Below are 19781 nucleotides of genomic sequence, written 5' to 3' on the forward strand. Positions count from 1 at the left end.
GCAATGCATTCCCACGCTGGAGCGTAGGGAACGATAATCTCACCTGTCGCGCGACCCCACGCCGGCAGGCCGTAATCTCAACTGTCGTGCGACGCTCTGCGTCCGCCCTGGCGAGAGTTGCCTGATCAGACGCCCACAAAAAAGCCGCGCCCGGTGAACCGGTGCACGGCTTTTTACAGCAAGCGGGTGCTTACTTGTTGATCGAGTCGGTCAGCACTTTGGCTGGTACGAACTTGATAACTTTCTTGGCAGCGATTTCGATGGCAGCGCCAGTCGAAGGGTTGCGGCCGGTGCGAGCTGGACGCTCTGCAACTTTCAGCTTGCCGATACCCGGCAAAGTGATTTCAACGCCGTTTTCCAATTGGTCGGCAACAATTTGGCCCAATTGCTCAAGAGCATTACGCACGGTGGTTTTTGGCGCGTCGATAGCTTCAGCGATATCGGCGATCAATTGGTCTTTAGTAAGAGCCATGGTGGTGTTCCTTCCCTATCAAATTCATTTGGATTGCAGAGCGCAACGTCGGCCCGTGGCCAGGCAATGAACCTGGCCACCCGCTGGCAGCCACGATTAATCGCGAAAGTGTAGATACTGAAACCGGGCAATGGTTCGACCCACGTGTGCGCTAACTGCATGCTTGACGCGCTAAGTGCGCAAGACCGCGCAAAACTAGCACAGAGCCGGGCAAATATCCGCCCCTACCTATCCTTTTGGTCAGGTTTTCATGGTAATTGCGCAAAAAACATCCAGTAAACACCCGCTGCCAGCGAAAACCAGCTAGCTCGGGGCCAACAGGCACATGCGTGCGTTACACTTGGCACCTTGCAACGAGCTGCACGCTCTTCACCTTTTTCAGCCGAGAAGCCCATGCCGATCCGTCATTGCATCGTCCACCTGATCGAAAAAAAACCCGACGGTACGCCCGCTGTTCTCCATGCACGCGACTCCGAACTCGCTGAGTCCCAAGCCATCGAGAACATGCTGGCCGACCTCAACGAGAGCTACAACGCCAAACAAGGCAAGGCATGGGGCCTGTTTCATCCCGAGTCCGGCGCGCACCCTTTCAGCGGCTGGCTGAAAGAGTATCTGGACGGCGGCAAAGACTTCACGGCGTTCTCCCGAGTGGCAGTCGAGCACCTGCAGAAGCTGATGGAGGAATCCAACCTGTCTGTCGGCGGCCATGTATTGTTCGCTCATTACCAGCAAGGCATGACCGACTACCTGGCCATCGCCCTGCTGCACCACAGCGACGGTGTGGCGGTGAATGCCGAACTGGACGTGACCCCTTCGCGCCATCTGGATCTGGGCCAGTTGCACCTTGCCGCCCGAATCAATATTTCCGAGTGGCAGAACAACAAACAGTCCAAACAGTACATTTCCTTCATCAAGGGCAAGAACGGCAAGAAGGTTTCCGAGTACTTCCGCGACTTTATCGGCTGCCAGGAAGGCGTGGACGGCCCCGGTGAAACACGCACGCTGCTCAAAGCCTTCAGTGACTTTGTCGAAAGTGAAGACCTGCCGGAAGAATCGGCGCGCGAAAAGACCAAAACCCTGATCGACTACGCCAGCAGCCAGAGCAAGATGGGCGAACCCATGGGCCTGGAAGCGCTGTCCGAGCTGATCGACGAAAATCAGCCAAGGGCGTTCTACGATCACATCCGCAACAAGGATTACGGCCTGTCACCGGAAATCCCGGCGGATAAACGCACGCTCAACCAGTTCCGCCGCTTCACCGGCCGCGCCGAGGGCCTGTCGATCAGCTTCGAAGCTCACTTGTTGGGCGACAAGATCGAGTACGACGAAACGGCGGGTACCCTGATTATCAAGGGGCTGCCGACCCAATTGACCGATCAGTTGAAGCGACGGTAAGCCGCCATGCTGCTACGCACCTTCAAAAAGTTCGCGCTGATCATGCTGGTGGTGGTCGTTTACCAGAACTGGGGCAGGATCGAGAATTTCGTCAACCCATCGCCAGCCAGCGTTGCCCAAAGCTACAGTAAGGCAAAGGTGGTGATGTACGCCACCGACTGGTGCGGCTACTGCAAACAGACGCGGCGCTTTCTGGACAGCAAAGGGATTGCGTATCAGGAGTTCGACATCGAAAAGTCGCAAGAAGGCCGCAAGGCGTACGAAGCGCTGGGCGGGCGCGGCATCCCGCTGATCGACGTGAACGGCACCCTCATCCGCGGCTTTGCCCCGGATGAGATATTGGCGGCATTGAAATAGCCCCAGTTGACTATCATGCCAACGCTCCGCGTCCTCTCTGCGACGCAGAGCGTCGTTGAACGTCAGCGCTTTTCAATCCGATACCCCATTCTCGGGAAGTGTACTTGCACGACACCCGCACGATCGTCCTCGCGGCGCAGGATCAGTTCTTCGCGCCCGGTAAATACCAGCTCGCCCTCAACCGCTTCGACGCCATAGTCGACCGCAGACACCGCAACCTTGTCGCCCGCCTTGAAGCCGTTTGGATCGACGAAAGTTTCCTCGGGCAGCGGCGCAGGCGTGGCGTTTCTGGCAATTTCGATGGCATCGGCCGAGCTCAGGTCGGTAAAGGCGCCATGACCAAAACCCAGCACGCGACCCAGCCAGGCGCTGACACTTGCATAATCATCGACAAATGGCGCAGTCACCGGTGTCTGCTTGAGGAACCACAGCGTGTGGGCGACCGAAAAGTCGGCGATGGAAGGTTGGCCAAACAGGAAATTGCCACCGCGCGACAGCTGCAATTCCAGCCGTGACATGAGCGTCGGCCATTGGTGTTTGACCTGCTCGACAGGCGGGCGGGACGCAGTGCCACCATTGAACAACGCGGCACGATCCGCCACAAAGGCCTTCACCGCGTCAGGTGGTAACCTGGCAAAACGCACCGCCATTGATTCAGGCTGGAACACCAGACTCACGGCATGCAGGAACAGCACCGAATCCGCCCAGGCCGCCAAACCGGCAACAGCGAACTCCTGCCCCTCCGGGAAAAACGCAGGCAAAGCCTTTTCCTGTTCGAGACGCCGTGCAATCAATGCCGTGTCGCAATAGATATCAGCGCCAGCTTGCAGCACTGGCGTCTTGCGGTAGCCACCAGTCAAGGCAGTCAGATCAGGCTTGGGCAGGACCGAAGGGATCGTCACCGAGCGCCAGAACAGTCCCTTGAAACCCAGCATCAAGCGAGCTTTTTCGGCAAACAGCGAAGTGGGGTAATGGTGCAGGATAAGCTCTGTCATGCTAGGTCTTTCCGGCTTATGGAAAACCGACAGCTTACCTGCTAGACCGTAAGTGGCCTACCCGCAAGGCCTGATAATGTGTCATCACGGAGCTGGATCGGTCGCAGCAGGCCACACAACAGAATGGTCAACGGCATGCAGGAACATCGGTGCTTGCCGCCAGCATCTCCTTGGCACTTTTTTTGAGTTTTTTGATCAAGCGCTCCTGGCGCAACGCATCACTTCTGGTGCGGCAAGCCTCGACGTAGACCAGCGCAACTGCAGGGCTGGAATAGAAAAAGCGCGCGCCCTTGCCGCTTTGGTGAGCGGCAAAGCGGCGCACCGGATCATCACTGATGCCGCAGTACAAAGCACCGCTTGCGGCGCGCACCAGGTACACGAACCAAGTCTTTTCAACACTCGGTGGGCATTCGTCATGGGGCATGGCGAGGGGGGTATCGGACATGGCGATCTACACAAAAAAGAGCCCGAATTCTAACAGACGCAATCGCGAGTTCCACACAATGCCCGTACGTCAGCCCTGCATGACAAGCCTGACGTTCCATTTTTGGCAGCAACCCATCAGTCGTTGTACTTCATGCCCTCCCGGTAAGTCAGCTGCTTGATCAGCTCCTGTTCGCGCATCTTCTGCTGCTCGTCGAGCGCCTTGATACGCGCCAGATAGGCGTCGTCGAGTTCGGCAAACTCATCCTCAAGGCCCGCTCTTTCGGCGTCGATGGTGGCTTTGAGTTCGGCAAACTCCGACGCGTAACTTTCGCGTAGCCACGCCACCCAATAGTCGCGATCAACCACACTGGCAAAAAATGCGGGGCCATCCTGGCTAGCAAGTACCTGGCCTTCGACACCCAGCAGTTCGTCCGCAGTCACTGCCGCCGCGGTTCGGTAAAGCATGCGTGCGGGAGGCAAAGGCAGATCCAGGCGCTCGGCCAGGCCCAGACGATACGCCAGACGCACCTCTGCCTGATCCCTCGTGCCAGCATTGAGGCGTGCCAGGCGATCGACTTCGTCGAGACGAAAAAAACGCCGCGCCAGTCGATACAGGGTTGGCCCGCGCTCGGTAAGCGGGATGTCGCGCAACGCGTCGAGCGCAAACACCTGCACTTCCATCTGATTGAACTCCAGCCGCACACCATCACCACAGGTTCGGCTGGCAATCGCTTCATCGGCCATGGCATTGAGCAACTGGCGCAATTGCGGGTCATTTGAGGCCGCACCCAATACGTGCCATACCCGCTGAACCAACGCATCTCGCGTCCTCAGATAGTCAGCGGTTTCGCGCAATCGACCGATAAGAGCCATGAGCATCGGCGCATCGCCTGCTGCCTCAATCCGATCCCATATAGCCTGATGGTCGAGCCTTTCCTGTGACGTTCCTTCAAGCCATTGCCCGATGTTCGCTGGACCCGCAGCGGCCGCGCCCGTCGGCCCATGACGGTGGTCGCTGGCGTCAGAGTCAGAGTCCGCTTCGATATCGGAGCCCGACCCGTCCGAAGACCATCCTCGCTCGGTAGGCAGCGCGCGAATATCGTCGGGCAGATCCATGTAAAAGCTGAAGGCACGAGAGTTGCCATGCTCGCTGACATGGGCATTGACCATGGTTTCCCGCGACAGCGGATTGCCTTCAAGCGATATTTCAGTGTGCGCCGTTCTGTCGCGCGGGTTTCTGAGGATGTGTTCGGGCAGCTCGGTCAGCTGATTCTGAGCAAGCGACAACGCGTCTATCCCGCCCGGTAAAAAAGAATTCAGCCATTCGGGCCAGACGCTGATCCCGACGTTATCCAGCGTCAAGGATTCCCAGTGACGTTCGAGCGCCGTCGAAAAGGTAATGGCGCCCAGACGATTGGCGCTCAGATCAAGATTCCTCAGGTTACTCAGGCTGCTGAGATATTCAAGCATGCTTTGATCAATCAGCATGCCTTGATCCATCAAGGCCAGCGCCCTGAGGTTTGCCAGTGCACTTAACGCTTGTGGGAGCACGTCCATAGGGATCATGTGCCCCATCATCTCCAGCGTCTGCAGCTCGGGAAACCTGGACAAAAAATCATTCAACGCCTGGGTATCGCTGATCACATGATGTAGCATCAGCCCCCTGGTGTTTCGATAAAAGGTCTCGGGTAGCCGCTGTGGAAACTCTTCCAGCGCCATCGACTCGATCAGGAGCGGCCGCGACGCACCCCCAGCCACAGTAACGCGCCAGTGATCGAGCAACGAGGCACCGAGCGCTTGCCTTATGCTGACGGCCTCACCGCTCAAAGGCAGCAGTGACGTTGAGGCTTGAGCCCACTCCTCTAACGCAGTCTGTAGTTCGGCCTGCTCACTCAATAACATATTGATGAGTGACAAGAGTAAGGACGGCGCGCCTGGCTCGATCCTGATTGCACGATGCGGCGCGACCCCGCGCAAACTGGCTTCGATCATATCAGGGCGTGACAGTCGATTGCCTTGCAGCCTGATCAGCGTTGTGCGCGCTGAAGGCAGCTGCGCCAGCATCAGCTCAGTGGGCAAGAAACTGATCTGATTTCCGACCAGCGACACCTCGCCAATGTGCTCAGGTAAAAGCGCAGTCAACCAGTCAGGCCAACGTTGCAAGCCCATGTGATCAAGTCCAAGCCTTTGCAGGTTCAGGTTGACCGCCTCTGGTACAAGCGCGTCCAGCCAGGCGTTGCCGCTGAGATCAAGGGTTTCCAAATGCTGCATCTGGCCCAAACGGTTCAGTGTTTGTGTGCTGATGTGCAAGCGCTGATTAATCAGGCTCAGCGCGCGCAGGCGAGGGCATTGAGCCTGGACAATGCGCGGAAGGTCATAAACCTCCCTAAAAAAAAAGCCGGATGACGGCGGCCCGCTGATTTCCAGCGTCGTGATTTGTGAAAACCTGCCAAGAAACGACTCAAGCATCTGAGACCCTGAAGGCGGAACCAGCCAGATGCCACCCTCGCCCGCCTGAGCAAGAACATTGGAGAGTTGCAAACGCTCGACTCGCGAATAGAAGAATTCTGGGAGCTGAGCGGGAAAATCAATCAGCCGCACAGACTCCAGACGCAATGTTACATCGGCAGGTGCGTCAGGCAGGCTGGTCGCTTGCCAGTGTTGAAGAATCGCCTCTCCGATTCGCGTCCTGCTAGCCATCTGGGCATCGGTAGGACTCAGCTGCTCGCTGGAGGCCAAGGCCCATTGATCCAGACTGATACGAAGGGCTTGGCGTTCATCCTGCATTACGTCAAGCCGGGCGTTGATGTCAGCATTGCTCATGCCCTCAAGACGCAACCCCGTCAGCACGTCCTGCGCGAGCAAGTTATCCAGCTCAAGCAGACCAATCCGGTCCAGCAAATGGTCGTCACTGATAAACCCCGGCAATTTCCCCCTACCGCTCAAGGGATAACCCAATTGCCCTTGCTTTATACGATCAGGAAGGTTGAACGTGAGCCGTGAGGTGCGCATACCGAGAGCACGTGACGCCTGTTCGCGGTCCGCCATCGCCAGTTTTGCCAGTGCTGTATTCAGCTCAAGCCCCTGTCCCCCATGAGGGAAGCCAAGCGCGCGACGCGGTTCGTCAGGTAGCGCGTGCAGGATCGATGCACAGAGGTTACTGCCGGTTTGGGGTACGCTATTGAGCGCGTTACCCTCGGCATCGAATGCTTGATAGCGACCGTTTGACTTGACCAGCACCTTGAGTTCAGCCGCATCAGGGTTGCCAATGCTGTCGAGTAGCGTGCCTCGCCGCGTACCCTGACGGACTTCAAGACGCACATCCGCAGACCAGCCCGGTAGTTTTTCCAGCAGATGCAAGCTGAGGGTTTCAGTGTCAGTGTTGACCACTGATTTCAGGTAAAAACCCTCGAAGGCTCGGTTTAGTCGGGTTTGCCGTAGCTGCCAGACCGCCGCCTCGCTGACACGCATAGGTATACGGCCGGTGTCGAACAACTGTTGTTTTTCCACCGGTGTCAGGTTAACCACCAAATCCTCAACCACGGCAGATGGCAGGCCGGGAAACGGACGACGCATCAACTGCATCAACGGCTCATCCAGCCTTTCGCTGGCATCGTATTGCTGCTGAAATTGCTCGGTACGCGTGCCGCCGGATGCTTCGAAAGGCGTGTTTTCCAGTGCCATATCCAGCCGAAAGCGCTTGACCGTATCGCGCAATTGACCAGGCGGGAGCGCACTTTCAACGTGTACCTGACGCAACAGTGCGTAGTCGACATCGACCACATTCAATATCTGCTCGGCGGCCGTGCCCGACAGACCTGTTACTGAATGGCCAAGGCGCTTGAACAGTTTTCCCTTAGCCCACTGCCGCGGTAGCTCTGCGATGTGCCGAAAAGCACCGACGCCGTTGTGCTCAAGGACAGGTGAAAATGTTGCGTCTGGCCAAGGATGTTTGATCTGCCATTTGTTCAAGTCCTTGTTGTGAACGACTTCGTAGTGTCGCTCATCAAGGCTCAGGTATTTTTTACCATCGTACTCGAATACACCGTCAAGGCCAGGACTCGCGTCGGCCGGTCTCTCGATAGACGACTGAAAAGGTTCAAGATCAGGCTTCCAAAGTCGAGTCTGGCCATTGGCAAGCCTGATCGGCACCACCGTCCCCACAAAGTTATTAGCGGTGACCGGCGCAGGCTCAGCAGGCATTGCTCCGTGAGCGCTCTTGGCCAGCGCAGCCATGAATGCGATATTCGCACCCGCGCTGACCAGATGCTCAAAGCCCTCCTCAAAGTCGCCATGACTCAGGTCTTCAAAGCCGTGATACACCTCACCCACCAATTCCACACTGGCATACACCAGCAGTGCCTGACCCAGCACGGGGATCATAAACGAGGCGACATTGGCGATATTCATGCCAATACTGAGCCATGCACTCAGCCGCTCTTGGCGACTTTTTGCGTCTTCGTCCTCGGTTGGCACCGCCAGAAAACGTGCGTTGTCTTTGATTAATTTAATCTGTTGCCCGTACATGCGCTTCAGCAGCTCGATGTCGATCGGATAAGTCCGCAGGCGCAAATCGGCACGTTGATCGGGGGCGTTATGCCAGAGGCCTCTCGTGAACCAACTGCCATCCATGGGGACCCGCGGGAAAAGGAGTCGGTTCAACTGACTGAAAAATGCTGCCCGTGCGCGCTCACCCAGCAGTCGCGCAAAAAATACCTGGTACGACGGGCTTATCAGGCGGCTGCGCAATTCGTCTTCCACTTCTGCCAACGTGGCAAACTCCTTGAATGGCGCGACTGGGTCATGGGGGACGTACAGCACCAGCGGCACCTGAGTAAACGTCCAGGTCGCTTGGGGCTTGATCAGCACCACTCGAGGAATTTCGACGCCCAACAGTGTTATGTATTCAAAAACCACTGGCAGACCATCGAACAACGGCTTGGACTGACGTTTTACAACGTCGAGAACTGCCGCCTGCGCAGATCCACTGATGTGCTTACGCAGAAAAGCCGCCCGGGCATACAGCTCCATGTCCGCCAGGTCATTAGCAATGAAACGGGACCGCGCATTGAGTCGGGCAGCCGTCGGCGAGTAACCCGGTTGCGAGACTGGCTCCAGAATCTCCTCAAGGTGATCCTGATATTTGCGGCCAATGTTCAGGTGCCGGCAAAGGTCGGCAAACTTTTCCGGACTGATATTTTTCGGGTGACGCTCGCCAATGCCTTTATTGATTGAGGCCGAGCGCAGAAACCCGCCACTGATTGCTTCCTTGCGCTCGAAGTTATGCAGCGCGGCTTCCAGCAAGGTTAATTGGGTCGCAGGCCCCGTGGCACCACTGGGTCGCAGTATGGGGTGAAACAGGGTGTCGGTTTCAGGCTCAAGGCCTGGTCCAAAGCTGGCATCCAGTGCCTGGCGTAAAAGCGGTCTGGCAAAATCGGACAAGCCTTTGAGGGGTTCGAACAGGCGCTTTAACTCTGCCTTGGCGTATCGGCTGGCTCGCAACGCCTGCCGATAGTCTTCCTGATCACCGACTGATGCCGTGCTGAAAGCCTCGGGCAAGTTCTGCCGAATGACGTCCAGCACCGGGTCATTGGCGAACTGATCCTGCAATCGCTGGAGTTGCGAAGGCTCAGAGCTTGGGGGAGAGTCTGCGGCGTGAGGTGGTGTAGGTGGTGTAGGTGGTGTAATAATCATGGGGGCAACGTACTTATTACTGATGAATAAGGACGCAACGTTGCATGACTTTCAGCATGAAAAGGCGCTACATACTTAACGCACTTTAAAACAGCAGCATCAGCACATCGCTGTTCTGATCAGCCCCACTTACAGCAGCGGGGCATGCCATTGAACCTGTTCAGCGGCCGCTTTGAAAGGTCTTCAATCCTTTCTGGGCCTGAACGCGAATTGCATTCTGCACAAACGGTGTCCAGCCGAGCAACAGCCCTTTGGCACCCAGCGCCTGATGCGACCAGCGCCACATGTCGAATTGATCGTGGTGCTCGCAGATCTTGCCATCGCAAAACACGAAACGGGCCTGGATATCGTTGACCACCGTGCGCCCGGTCTGACTGAACAGGTAAGTCGCCACCCAATGCGCGCTGCCCGTGCGGTCATCGGCACGCACCTGATCGAAGACCACCGAAAAATTCTTCGCCCGGGAAGTCAGCATGCGCCACATGTCGCCCACTTGAGGGCCGCGCAGCTCGCCAAACGCAGGATCGCTGAATAGCACATCGTCGCTGTAGCAGGCGCTCATCGCCTCGGCATCCAGTTGCGCGAAGGCCTCATAAAAGCGGGTGATGAGAGCGCTGTTGGCCTGGCTTTGTTCTTCGTAGCTCATGCATGCAAACCCCTTGGCGAATGATCCGTGCACGATAAGCGGCGCAGCTGAAAATGGCGAGTGCTTGATCGCCTCACACCTTCTCGCTGCTCACCTGAACATACAGTGCGCGTCCCGCGCCCATGCCCGCAATCATGGCACCCACGCCCAGCACGGCGAAGATCCAGCCAATCGCGTCCCAACTGCCCGTCACGTCGTGCACGACGCCCACGGCGAATGGCCCCATTGACGCGATGGTGTAACCGAAGCCTTGCGCCATGCTCGACAGGTTGGAGGCCACGTGAGAATCGCGTGAGCGCAGAACGATCAGAGCCAGTGCCAGGCTGAACGTACCGCCCTGCCCCAGCCCGAGCAGAATCGCCCAGCCCCACAGCCCTTCGATGGGCGCGTACAGACAGCCGAACAGGCCGGTCAGGGTCAGAGACATGACCAGCATGATCGCCAGGCGCTGGTCCTTGCCGCGGGTTGCCAGCCAGGGTGCGCTCAAGGCGCTGATGACCTGCACGATGATCGAACCGGACAACAACAGCCCCGCTTCGGTCGGGGTCATGCCGCGACCGATGAGGATCGACGGCAACCAGCCAAAGACGATGTACGACAGTGAAGATTGCAGCCCCATGTACAGCGTGACCTGCCACGCCAGTCGATCACGCAACAGGCCGCGCACCCGGTAGACATCGCGATGCGCGCTGTGTACCTCACGGGCCTGCGGGAACCAGAACAACGCAGCGATCAAGGCCGGAACCAGCCAGAAACCCAGGCCTATTGCCCAACTGCCACCAAAATACTGACTCAGAGGCACGGTCGAGCCGGCGGCTATTGCCGCCCCCAGGCACAGCGCCATGGTGTATACGCCCGTCATGGCACCCGCCTGACGCGGAAAATCGCGCTTGACGATACCGGGCAACAGCCCCCCGATGATGCCGATACTCGCGCCCGCCAGCAGGCTGCCGCTGAACAGGCCGACTTCACCGAAAAGACTGCGCAGGGCCATGCCGGCAGCCAGGCTCAGCAAAATCACCAGCACCACCCGCTCACTGCCGAAACGGCGCGCAAGAATCGGTGCCAGCGGCGCGAACAGGCCCAGGCACAGCACAGGCAGCGTGGTCAGCAAACCAGCCTCGGCAGCCGACATGCCCAGGCTATCGGACACCTCGTTGAGCAGTGGCGCGATGCTGGACAACGCGGGGCGCAGGTTGAGGGCAACGAGCACCAGCCCCAGCAGCAAAAGCCACGGGCGCTTCAGAGCAGGGTGAGTTTGATCGGCGGTCGGTTGGGGGCTGGGTTGAGCCTTGGCAGTCATCGGTCTCTCGGTAATCAGGTCGACCCGTTTCAGGGGGGGGGGGCAGTATCCTGTTGGAGAATCATCTTGAATACAAGGTTCAGCTGAAATTGCATACAGGAAAGGCGGCAAAAAAAGGCCGTAAAAAAACCGGGCACAGGGCCCGGTTTTCTGTGCAGCAACTACCGACTCAGTGAATGATCTGACTGAGGAACAGCTTGGTGCGGTCGCTTTGCGGGTTGTCGAAGAAGTCGTTCGGCGCAGCCTGTTCGACGATTTCGCCCTTGTCCATGAAGATCACGCGGTTCGCCACGGTGCGGGCAAAGCCCATCTCGTGCGTTACGCAAAGCATGGTCATGCCCTCTTCCGCCAGGCCGACCATGGTGTCGAGTACTTCCTTGACCATTTCCGGGTCCAGCGCCGAGGTCGGTTCGTCGAACAGCATGATTTTCGGCTTCATGCACAAGGCACGGGCAATCGCCACACGCTGCTGCTGACCACCGGAAAGCTGACCCGGAAACTTGTGGGCCTGCTCCGGAATACGCACACGCTCCAGATAGTGCATGGCGATTTCTTCGGCTTTCTTCTTCGGCATCTTGCGTACCCACATCGGTGCCAGCGTGCAGTTCTGCAGGATGGTCAGGTGCGGGAACAGGTTGAAGTGCTGAAACACCATGCCGACTTCACGGCGGATGGTTTCGATCTGCTTCAGGTCGGAAGTCAGTTCGGTGCCATCAACGATGATACGGCCCTGCTGGTGCTCTTCAAGACGGTTGAGGCAGCGAATGGTGGTCGACTTGCCCGAGCCAGACGGCCCGCACAGCACGATACGTTCGCCCTGGCGCACATTCAGGTTGATGTCCTTGAGCACATGGAACTGGCCGTACCACTTGTGGACGCCCTCCATGCGGATCATGCCTTCAGCGCCCAGGGGCTTATTGATAACTTCACTCATCACAAAACTCCTAACGCTTGTGGCCTGTGTCCAGCTTATGTTCCAAATGCATGGAATAGCGGGACATACCGAAACAGAAGATCCAGAACACCAGGGCCGCGAAGACATAGCCTTCCGTGGCCATACCCAGCCATGCCGGGTCGGCGGTGGCTTGTTTGACGCTGTTGAGCAGGTCGAACAGGCCGATAATGATTACCAGGCTGGTGTCTTTGAACAAGGCAATGAAGGTGTTGACGATGCCGGGAATGACCATCTTCAACGCCTGCGGCAAAATCACCAGGCCCATGGCGCGCCAGTAACCCAGGCCCATCGCCGAGGCCGCTTCGTACTGGCCCTTGGGAATGGCCTGCATGCCGCCGCGCACCACTTCGGCGATGTACGCCGACTGGAACAGAATCACGCCGATCAGCGCCCGCAGCAGCTTGTCGAAGTTCATCCCTTCCGGCATGAACAGAGGCAGCATCACCGAGGACATAAACAGAACGGTGATCAACGGCACGCCGCGCCAGAACTCGATGAACGTCACGCACACCACGCGCACAGCCGGCATGTTGGAGCGACGCCCGAGCACCAGCAGAATACCCAGCGGCAAGGCACCGACGATGCCCACGGTGGCAATCACCAGGGTCAGCATCAGGCCGCCCCACTGGCTGGTCGGTACGTTGGTCAGACCAAACGCGCCGCCGTGCAGCAGGTAGAACGCAACGACCGGGTAGATCACCAAAAAGCAGATGCCGTACACAGCCTTGCGCGGAAACTTCGAAATGAACAGCGGCGCAGCACCGACAATCGCCAGGATTGCGGTCAGATCGACCCTCCAGCGCAGTTCATTGGGAAAGTAGCCGTACATGAACTGGCCGAAGCGCTGCTCGATGAACACCCAGCAGGCGCCCGCCTTGGTGCAGTCTTCCTTGGTCGTGCCGATCCAGTTGGCGTCCAGCAGGGCCCAACTGAGAATCGGCGGAACGACCAGATAGATCAGATACAGCGAGAACAGGGTCAGCAGGGTATTGATCCAGCTGGAGAACAGGTTCTGCCGCATCCACGCCACCGGGCCGAACACTTTGCCCGGTGGTGGCATATCAGGTTTGAAAGTATGAGTCGTCATGCGCTTTTCCTCACCGCTCGATCAGCGCAATGCGCTTGTTGTACCAGTTCATCAGCAGAGAAATGCTGATACTGATCGCCAGGTACACACTCATGGTGATGGCAATGACTTCAATGGCCTGCCCGGTCTGGTTGAGCACCGTACCGGCAAACAGGGAAACCATTTCCGGATAACCAATGGCTGCTGCCAGCGAAGAGTTCTTCGCCAGGTTCAGGAACTGGCTGGTCAACGGCGGGATGATCACTCGCAGCGCCTGCGGAATGATGACCTTGCGCAGCGTCGGCCCAGGGCGCAGCCCCAGCGAGCGGGCGGCTTCGGTCTGGCCGTGGCTGACCGACTTGATACCGGAACGCACGATTTCGGCGATAAACGCCGCGGTGTAGATGGTCAGCGCCAGTGTCAGTGAGATCAGTTCAGGGATCAGCACCCAGCCACCGGTAAAGTTGAAGCCTTTGAGCTGCGGCAACTCCCAATGCACCGGGCTGCCGAAGATCAGCGTGCTCAGGCCTGGAATCACCAGCAACAGCGCCAGGCCCACCCAGAACTTGTGAAACGGCTGGCCGGTCGCCTCGAAACGCTTGTTGGCCCAACGCACCATCATCACAACCGCGATCACCGCGACCACGATGCTGATCAGAAACGCCCATGCGCCTTCGGCAGGCAGTGCTCCGGGCATGTTGAGCCCACGACTGCTGACGTAGAACATGTCCAGATAACCATGTGCCTGACGCGGACCGGGCAGCGTGAGGAATACGGCGGTGTACCAGAACAGGATTTGCAGCAGTGGCGGAATGTTGCGGAAGACTTCGACATACACGGTTGCCAGCTTGCTGATCATCCAGTTCGGAGACAGGCGAGCGACACCAATGACAAAGCCCAGCAAGGTCGCCAGGACAATACCGATAACCGATACCAGCAATGTGTTCAGCAAACCGATGACGAACACGCGAGCATAAGTGTCCGATTCGCTGTAGTCGATCAGGTGTTGAGCAATGCCGAAGCCGGCACTGTTTTCAAGAAAGCCGAAACCCGAGGTAATACCACGATGTTGCAGGTTGGTCTGGGTGTTGTCGAAAATGAACCAGCCAAACGCGATCACCGCCACGACAGTGATGATCTGAAATAACCACGCGCGCACTTTCGGATCGCTCAGAGAGAGCTTTTGCTTGGGTGCGACGATTTGCTTTTCCATGAAATGCCCCAGGAAAAATCCAACAGAACAACGCCCGACAGGCTGGGAAGCCTGTCGGGCGCCGGGTCAATCAACGAATAGGTGGAGCGTACTGGATGCCGCCGGCATTCCACAGAGCGTTCTGGCCACGCTTGATTTTCAGAGGGGTGCCTTCGCCCAGGTTGCGTTCGAACACTTCGCCGTAGTTACCGACTTGCTTGACGATCTGCACGACCCAGTCCTTCGGCAGGTTCAGGTCCTTGCCGTAAGTACCGTCTGCGCCGAGCATACGGGCTACGTCAGGGTTTTTGGTCGCCTTGGCTTCAGCTTCGACGTTCTTGGAAGTGATCTTGGCTTCCTCGGCGTTGAGCATGGCGAACAGGGTCCACTTGACGATCGCGAACCACTCCGGATCGTTTTTGCGCACGACAGGGCCCAGAGGCTCTTTGGAGATCACTTCCGGCAGAACGACGTAGTCGTCCGGTTTGGCCAGCTTGCTGCGCTGTGCGTAGAGCTGCGACTGGTCGGAAGTCAACACGTCGCAACGGCCGCCTTCCAGCGACTTGGCGCTTTCATCGGAGGTGTCGAAGGTGATCGGGGTGTATTTCAGGCCGTTCGAACGGAAGTAGTCTGAGACGTTCAGCTCGGTGGTGGTACCGGCCTGGATACAGATAGTTGCACCGTCCAGTTCCTTGGCACCGTTGACGCCCAGCTTTTTGTTTACCAGAAAGCCGATGCCGTCGTAGTAAGTCACGCCGGCAAACATCAGGCCCATGGCCGAATCGCGGGAGCTGGTCCAGGTGGTGTTACGCGAAAGGATGTCGATCTCGCCCGATTGCAGTGCAGTGAAACGCTCTTTGGCGTTCAGCTGGCTGAACTTGACCTTGGTGGCGTCGCCAAATACTGCGGCGGCGACTGCGCGGCAGACGTCAGCATCGATACCGGTGATCTTGCCGGTGGAGTCTGGAACGGAAAACCCTGGCAGGCCATCGCTGACGCCGCACTGAACAAACCCTTTCTTTACGATAGCGTCAAGGGTGGCGCCTGCGTTGGCAGCCCCGGTCACACCAAATGCAGTCAAGGCGGTGACGATAGCCAGGGTGGATTTCAACATCTTCATTCAAAACCTCCAGTTTGCTCTTTGTTGTGTAGGCGTTTCAGTCGCGTCGCACCTTTGTGAGGCGCTAATGACCCGTGCTGGCTTATTTTTGGGTCATGCGACGCTGGGCCTGAAGGGTGAATGGCCTGCGGGATCATCCCGTCATCGCCATCATCATTCAGAATCGGCCCCGTGGACTGAAAACCCATGATTTTCCCGAACCTGTTCGGTACAGCTTGAATCGTGCCGCGAATCCTGACGCATGGACTCCCGAGCTGCTTTTCGATCGCTATAAATAGTAGCCTTATAGTGTTACCGAACGATGTGAGCGCCTCGACTCCAGTCCTGCTGTAGCAAAGCCCGTACCAGCATGCTGGCTATGTCGAATTAGCGACAGGTCAAGTCAAAAACTTGTAACCTTGCGACATCTTCTTTCATTTTTAATCTACCCCTCGCACCTTATTAATGCGCTCTTAACGAGCAGGTGCACGCAAATGGAGCAGTCATGAGCGAACCTTTGATCATTCAACCTTCCGGCACCGTCGATGCCTGCGTCATCTGGCTGCATGGGCTGGGTGCCGACCGTTATGACTTTTTGCCGGTTGCCGAGGCGCTGCAGGCGCCGCTGACCACTGCCCGTTTCGTCCTGCCCCAGGCACCGACACGCGCCGTGACCGTCAACGGCGGCTATGAAATGCCGAGCTGGTATGACATCAAAGCCATGAGTTCCGAGGCCCGCGCCATTGATCACGACCAGATGGAAGCCTCGGCGCTGCAGGTGATCAGCCTGATCGAACAACAGCGCGACAGCGGTATCGATCCGGCGCGGATCTTTCTGGCAGGTTTTTCCCAGGGTGGCGCGGTGGTTCTGCACGTCGGCTATCGACGCTGGCAGGGCCCGCTGGGCGGCGTGCTCGCGCTGTCCACTTATGCACCGACATTCAACAAGGATATGACCCTGTCTGCCAGCCAGCAGCGTATTCCGGCGCATTGCCTGCACGGCCAGCACGACGAAGTGGTCCATTATCCGATGGGCCGGGCCGTTTACGACCATCTCAAGGCCCAGGGTGTAACCGTTGGCTGGCAAGAGTACCCAATGGGGCATCAAGTGTTACCGCAGGAAATCCACGACATCGGCGTCTGGCTGGCTGAAAAGCTCCGCTGAAGAGGCCTTTAACCCTTGCCACAGCGCGCTTTTGTAGCTCGCCACGGATGGCACTACGCCGAGCACGGTTCTTGCTTTACACTGCTCGGCGTACATTCCTTAATCAATTGATGAGATGACCGTGCTCAAAGCACTTAAAAAGATGTTCGGTAAAAGCGAGGCTGAGCAGCACGCGCCTATACCGTCAGCCTCCATCCCCGCTTCCCCTTCGCCCATCCCAGGCGACCAACCGGATCATGCTGTCCAGACCCAGGCTCTGGACACCGTCAGCGAGCCCTCCATAGCCAGAGCGCCGCGTACCGACAAACCAAGGGCCGAACGCCCGCGCCGCGAACGCGTGGTCAAACCGCCCGCGCCGGAATGGAAACTAGAAGATTTCGTCGTCGAGCCACAGGAAGGCAAGACCCGCTTCCACGACTTCAACCTTGCGCCTGAACTGATGCACGCAATTCAGGATCTGGGTTTCCCGTATTGCACGCCTATTCAGGCGGGTGTACTGGGTTTCACCCTCAAGGGCAAGGATGCGATCGGCCGCGCTCAGACAGGCACCGGCAAGACCGCTGCGTTCCTGATCTCGATCATCGAGCAACTGACCCAGACGCCGCCGCCAGCCGAACGCTACATGGGCGAACCGCGCGCGCTGATCATCGCGCCGACCCGCGAACTGGTGGTGCAGATCGCCAAGGACGCCGCCGACCTGACCAAATACACCGACCTGAACGTCATGACGTTCGTCGGTGGCATGGACTTCGATAAACAGCTCAAGCAGCTTGAAGCGCGGCACTGTGACATTCTGGTCGCCACGCCGGGTCGTCTGCTGGACTTCAACCAGCGCGGCGAAGTGCATCTGGACATGGTCGAGGTGATGGTGCTCGACGAAGCCGACCGCATGCTCGACATGGGCTTCATCCCGCAGGTCCGGCAGATCATTCGCCAGACACCGCACAAGGGCGAACGTCAGACCCTGCTGTTTTCCGCGACCTTCACCGAAGACGTGATGAACCTCGCCAAGCAGTGGACGACCGACCCTTCCATCGTCGAGATCGAATCCCTGAATGTCGCCAGCGACAACGTCGAACAGCATATCTATGCCGTTGCCGGTGCCGACAAATACAAGCTGCTCTACAACCTGGTCACCGACAACGGCTGGGAACGGGTCATGGTCTTTGCCAACCGCAAGGATGAAGTGCGCCGCATCGAAGAGCGTCTGGTGCGCGATGGCGTCAACGCCGCGCAACTGTCAGGCGATGTGCCGCAGCACAAGCGCATCAAGACCCTTGAGGGCTTCCGCGAAGGCAAGATCCGCGTACTGGTCGCCACCGACGTGGCCGGTCGCGGCATTCATATCGATGGCATCAGCCACGTGATCAACTTCACCCTGCCGGAAGTCCCGGACGACTACGTGCACCGCATCGGCCGTACCGGTCGCGCAGGTGCCGATGGCGTCTCGATCAGCTTTGCCGGGGAAGACGACTCCTACCAGTTGCCCGCCATCGAAGAGAAGCTGGGCCGCAAGATCAGCTGTGAAACACCGCCGACTCATCTGCTCAGAGCAGTAGTGCGACAAACCACCTGATCGATACAGCCAATAAAAAAGCGCAGCCTTTTACGGGGCTGCGCTTTTTTGTGCCTGTCAGACATCGACAGCAACCGGGAGCTACCAGCGCCGGGCTGCAGCCTGATCGCTATCGCGACCCTCGACCCACTGCGGCCCCTGAGAAGTGTTTTCCTTCTTCCAGAACGGTGCTCGGGTCTTGAGGTAATCCATGACAAAATCGCAAGCCTCGAATGCGGCCTGCCGATGAGCGCTGGCAACGCCTACAAACACGATAGGCTCACCCGGTTCCAGCGCGCCCACCCGATGCAGCACGTCGAGCCTGAGCAACGGCCAGCGCTGCTCGGCCTCGTCAACGATTTTTGCCAATGCCTTTTCGGTCATGCCCGGGTAATGCTCCAGAAACATGCCCGACACCTCGCGCCCTTCGTTGAAGTCACGCACGTAACCGACAAAACTCACCACCGCACCGATGCCCAGGTTGGCGGCGTGCAGCGCGTTGACTTCAGTGCCAGGATCGAATGTTGCTGCTTGCACACGAATCGTCATGCTCAGCCTCCGGTCACGGGCGGAAAGAACGCGACTTCGTCGCCATCAAGCAGGGGTTCGTCGAGTTTGCAGAGTTCCTGATTGCGCGCACACATCAGGTTCTGTTCGGCCAGAACCTGCCAGGCCTCGCCGCGTTGCAACAGATGCTGACGCAACCCCTCCAGCGTGACGAACTCGCCTTCGACAGACTCGCTGTCCATGCCCAACGTTTCGCGATAACGGGCAAAGTACTGGACCTCAATCTTCATGGTGCAACCTGCGCATCATCTGCAATGAAATGACCACTCTTGCCGCCCAGCTTTTCCAGCAGGCGAACCGACTCAATGACCATGCCGCGATCCACGGCTTTACACATGTCGTAAATAGTCAGCGCCGCAATACTGGCTGCCGTCAGGGCTTCCATCTCAACGCCGGTTTGCCCGGCCAGTTTGCAGCTTGCCGTGATGCGCACTGCGTTGTCGCCCTCGGCAGCCAGGTGAACCTTGATGCTGGTCAGCATCAGTGGATGGCACAGCGGAATCAGATCGCTGGTTTTCTTGGCGGCCTGAATACCGGCAATCCGCGCGACAGCAAACACATCCCCTTTGGGATGACCACCGCTGACAATCATTTGCAGCGTGGCGGGCAACATCCGCACCAACGCTTCAGCCACAGCCTCACGGGACGTCACGGTTTTATCAGTGACGTCGACCATATTGGCGCGCCCCTGGGAATCGAGATGAGTGAGCACAACGTTACTCCTTGGCAGATGCAAGAAGTGTAGAGGGTGTGGCAGTTGCAAGCTACAAGCTACAAGCTACTGTGCTGTCTCAAAAATAAATGCTCTGTAAAATCGTCTATTCTTGCTCGTTGATTACACCGTTGGAGGCGAAGAAATGAGCGCCCAAGATATCGTCCTGAGTCCTGAAGAAA

17 protein-coding genes are annotated in these 19781 nt (G+C 57.9%); 4 read left to right on the forward strand and 13 right to left on the reverse strand.

What is annotated here, in order from left to right:
• Window positions 1–190: 190 nt before the first annotated feature.
• Window positions 191–472 (reverse strand): HU family DNA-binding protein, encoded by a 282-nt coding sequence (locus tag DW49_RS0122875; protein WP_005615436.1) that lies wholly within the window; start codon window positions 470–472, stop codon window positions 191–193.
• Window positions 473–865: 393 nt separating this feature from the next.
• Between DW49_RS0122875 and yejK the strand changes: the two genes are divergently transcribed.
• Together yejK and DW49_RS0122885 are read left to right on the forward strand one after the other, a co-directional pair.
• Window positions 866–1867, forward strand: coding sequence for a nucleoid-associated protein YejK (yejK, locus tag DW49_RS0122880; RefSeq protein ID WP_003375987.1), 1002 nt, complete (start codon window positions 866–868; stop codon window positions 1865–1867).
• A 6-nt stretch (window positions 1868–1873) separates the two neighbouring features.
• Window positions 1874–2224: a glutaredoxin family protein gene (locus tag DW49_RS0122885; protein ID WP_005615434.1), complete on the forward strand. Its 351-nt coding sequence runs from the start codon at window positions 1874–1876 to the stop codon at window positions 2222–2224.
• Window positions 2225–2286: 62 nt separating this feature from the next.
• Here the strand turns inward: DW49_RS0122885 and DW49_RS0122890 are convergent, their stop codons facing one another.
• The 9 genes from DW49_RS0122890 to DW49_RS0122930 all read right to left on the reverse strand — a co-directional run bounded on the left by DW49_RS0122890 (window position 2287) and on the right by DW49_RS0122930 (window position 15621).
• The gene (locus DW49_RS0122890) at window positions 2287–3219 is read right to left on the reverse strand and encodes a glutathione S-transferase family protein (RefSeq protein WP_005615432.1); all 933 of its coding nucleotides are present in this window, start codon (window positions 3217–3219) and stop codon (window positions 2287–2289) included.
• A gap of 127 nt (window positions 3220–3346) precedes the next feature.
• On the reverse strand, window positions 3347–3664 hold the full coding sequence (locus tag DW49_RS0122895; RefSeq protein ID WP_024420483.1) for a GIY-YIG nuclease family protein: 318 nt from the start codon (window positions 3662–3664) through the stop codon (window positions 3347–3349).
• Window positions 3665–3780: 116 nt separating this feature from the next.
• The gene (locus DW49_RS0122900) at window positions 3781–9255 is read right to left on the reverse strand and encodes an NEL-type E3 ubiquitin ligase domain-containing protein (RefSeq protein ID WP_005615430.1); all 5475 of its coding nucleotides are present in this window, start codon (window positions 9253–9255) and stop codon (window positions 3781–3783) included.
• A gap of 244 nt (window positions 9256–9499) precedes the next feature.
• Window positions 9500–9985 (reverse strand): nuclear transport factor 2 family protein, encoded by a 486-nt coding sequence (locus tag DW49_RS0122905; protein WP_005615428.1) that lies wholly within the window; start codon window positions 9983–9985, stop codon window positions 9500–9502.
• 73 nt (window positions 9986–10058) lie between these two features.
• Window positions 10059–11288: an MFS transporter gene (locus tag DW49_RS0122910; RefSeq protein ID WP_024420482.1), complete on the reverse strand. Its 1230-nt coding sequence runs from the start codon at window positions 11286–11288 to the stop codon at window positions 10059–10061.
• 169 nt (window positions 11289–11457) lie between these two features.
• The gene (locus DW49_RS0122915; RefSeq protein WP_003408905.1) at window positions 11458–12222 is read right to left on the reverse strand and encodes an amino acid ABC transporter ATP-binding protein; all 765 of its coding nucleotides are present in this window, start codon (window positions 12220–12222) and stop codon (window positions 11458–11460) included.
• 10 nt (window positions 12223–12232) lie between these two features.
• Entirely contained in the window at window positions 12233–13330 is a 1098-nt protein-coding gene (locus tag DW49_RS0122920; RefSeq protein WP_005615423.1) for an amino acid ABC transporter permease, read from the reverse strand.
• 10 nt (window positions 13331–13340) lie between these two features.
• Window positions 13341–14522 (reverse strand): amino acid ABC transporter permease, encoded by a 1182-nt coding sequence (locus DW49_RS0122925; protein ID WP_005615422.1) that lies wholly within the window; start codon window positions 14520–14522, stop codon window positions 13341–13343.
• A 70-nt stretch (window positions 14523–14592) separates the two neighbouring features.
• Window positions 14593–15621 carry an amino acid ABC transporter substrate-binding protein gene (locus DW49_RS0122930; protein WP_005615420.1) on the reverse strand — a complete coding sequence of 343 codons (1029 nt, stop codon included), beginning with the start codon at window positions 15619–15621 and terminating at the stop codon, window positions 14593–14595.
• A 484-nt stretch (window positions 15622–16105) separates the two neighbouring features.
• Between DW49_RS0122930 and DW49_RS0122935 the strand changes: the two genes are divergently transcribed.
• Window positions 16106–16765: an alpha/beta hydrolase gene (locus tag DW49_RS0122935; RefSeq protein ID WP_005615418.1), complete on the forward strand. Its 660-nt coding sequence runs from the start codon at window positions 16106–16108 to the stop codon at window positions 16763–16765.
• A gap of 115 nt (window positions 16766–16880) precedes the next feature.
• Window positions 16881–18341, forward strand: coding sequence for an ATP-dependent RNA helicase RhlB (rhlB, locus tag DW49_RS0122940; protein WP_161780208.1), 1461 nt, complete (start codon window positions 16881–16883; stop codon window positions 18339–18341).
• A gap of 81 nt (window positions 18342–18422) precedes the next feature.
• Here rhlB and moaE read toward each other — a convergent pair whose 3' ends face one another.
• From moaE to moaC, 3 genes are read right to left on the reverse strand one after another with little or no spacing between them, the layout of a single operon-like run.
• Window positions 18423–18869 (reverse strand): molybdopterin synthase catalytic subunit MoaE, encoded by a 447-nt coding sequence (moaE, locus tag DW49_RS0122945; protein WP_005615414.1) that lies wholly within the window; start codon window positions 18867–18869, stop codon window positions 18423–18425.
• A 2-nt stretch (window positions 18870–18871) separates the two neighbouring features.
• Window positions 18872–19117, reverse strand: a complete 246-nt coding sequence (gene moaD / locus DW49_RS0122950) for a molybdopterin converting factor subunit 1 (protein ID WP_005615412.1) — start codon at window positions 19115–19117, stop codon at window positions 18872–18874.
• A complete protein-coding gene (gene moaC, locus DW49_RS0122955) occupies window positions 19114–19599 on the reverse strand; it encodes a cyclic pyranopterin monophosphate synthase MoaC (protein ID WP_005615410.1) in 486 nt (161 codons plus the stop codon). The genes moaD and moaC overlap by 4 nt, the downstream gene beginning before the upstream one ends.
• Window positions 19600–19781: the final 182 nt, after the last annotated feature.

This window comes from Pseudomonas avellanae BPIC 631, from assembly GCF_000444135.1.
Lineage (GTDB): Bacteria > Pseudomonadota > Gammaproteobacteria > Pseudomonadales > Pseudomonadaceae > Aquipseudomonas > Aquipseudomonas avellanae.

What these genes read in the sequence shown, in the direction of transcription:
- DW49_RS0122930 (WP_005615420.1), bottom strand. Translation starts at nt 15,621, where the DNA reads ATGAAGATGTTGAAATCCACCCTGGCTATCGTCACCGCCTTGACTGCA.
- DW49_RS0122885 (WP_005615434.1), top strand. Translation starts at nt 1,874, where the DNA reads ATGCTGCTACGCACCTTCAAAAAGTTCGCGCTGATCATGCTGGTGGTG.
- DW49_RS0122905 (WP_005615428.1), bottom strand. Translation starts at nt 9,985, where the DNA reads ATGAGCTACGAAGAACAAAGCCAGGCCAACAGCGCTCTCATCACCCGC.
- DW49_RS0122925 (WP_005615422.1), bottom strand. Translation starts at nt 14,522, where the DNA reads ATGGAAAAGCAAATCGTCGCACCCAAGCAAAAGCTCTCTCTGAGCGAT.
- DW49_RS0122890 (WP_005615432.1), bottom strand. Translation starts at nt 3,219, where the DNA reads ATGACAGAGCTTATCCTGCACCATTACCCCACTTCGCTGTTTGCCGAA.
- DW49_RS0122915 (WP_003408905.1), bottom strand. Translation starts at nt 12,222, where the DNA reads ATGAGTGAAGTTATCAATAAGCCCCTGGGCGCTGAAGGCATGATCCGC.
- moaD (WP_005615412.1), bottom strand. Translation starts at nt 19,117, where the DNA reads ATGAAGATTGAGGTCCAGTACTTTGCCCGTTATCGCGAAACGTTGGGC.
- DW49_RS0122935 (WP_005615418.1), top strand. Translation starts at nt 16,106, where the DNA reads ATGAGCGAACCTTTGATCATTCAACCTTCCGGCACCGTCGATGCCTGC.
- DW49_RS0122910 (WP_024420482.1), bottom strand. Translation starts at nt 11,288, where the DNA reads ATGACTGCCAAGGCTCAACCCAGCCCCCAACCGACCGCCGATCAAACT.
- moaE (WP_005615414.1), bottom strand. Translation starts at nt 18,869, where the DNA reads ATGACGATTCGTGTGCAAGCAGCAACATTCGATCCTGGCACTGAAGTC.
- DW49_RS0122895 (WP_024420483.1), bottom strand. Translation starts at nt 3,664, where the DNA reads ATGTCCGATACCCCCCTCGCCATGCCCCATGACGAATGCCCACCGAGT.
- yejK (WP_003375987.1), top strand. Translation starts at nt 866, where the DNA reads ATGCCGATCCGTCATTGCATCGTCCACCTGATCGAAAAAAAACCCGAC.
- DW49_RS0122875 (WP_005615436.1), bottom strand. Translation starts at nt 472, where the DNA reads ATGGCTCTTACTAAAGACCAATTGATCGCCGATATCGCTGAAGCTATC.
- DW49_RS0122920 (WP_005615423.1), bottom strand. Translation starts at nt 13,330, where the DNA reads ATGACGACTCATACTTTCAAACCTGATATGCCACCACCGGGCAAAGTG.
- rhlB (WP_161780208.1), top strand. Translation starts at nt 16,881, where the DNA reads ATGACCGTGCTCAAAGCACTTAAAAAGATGTTCGGTAAAAGCGAGGCT.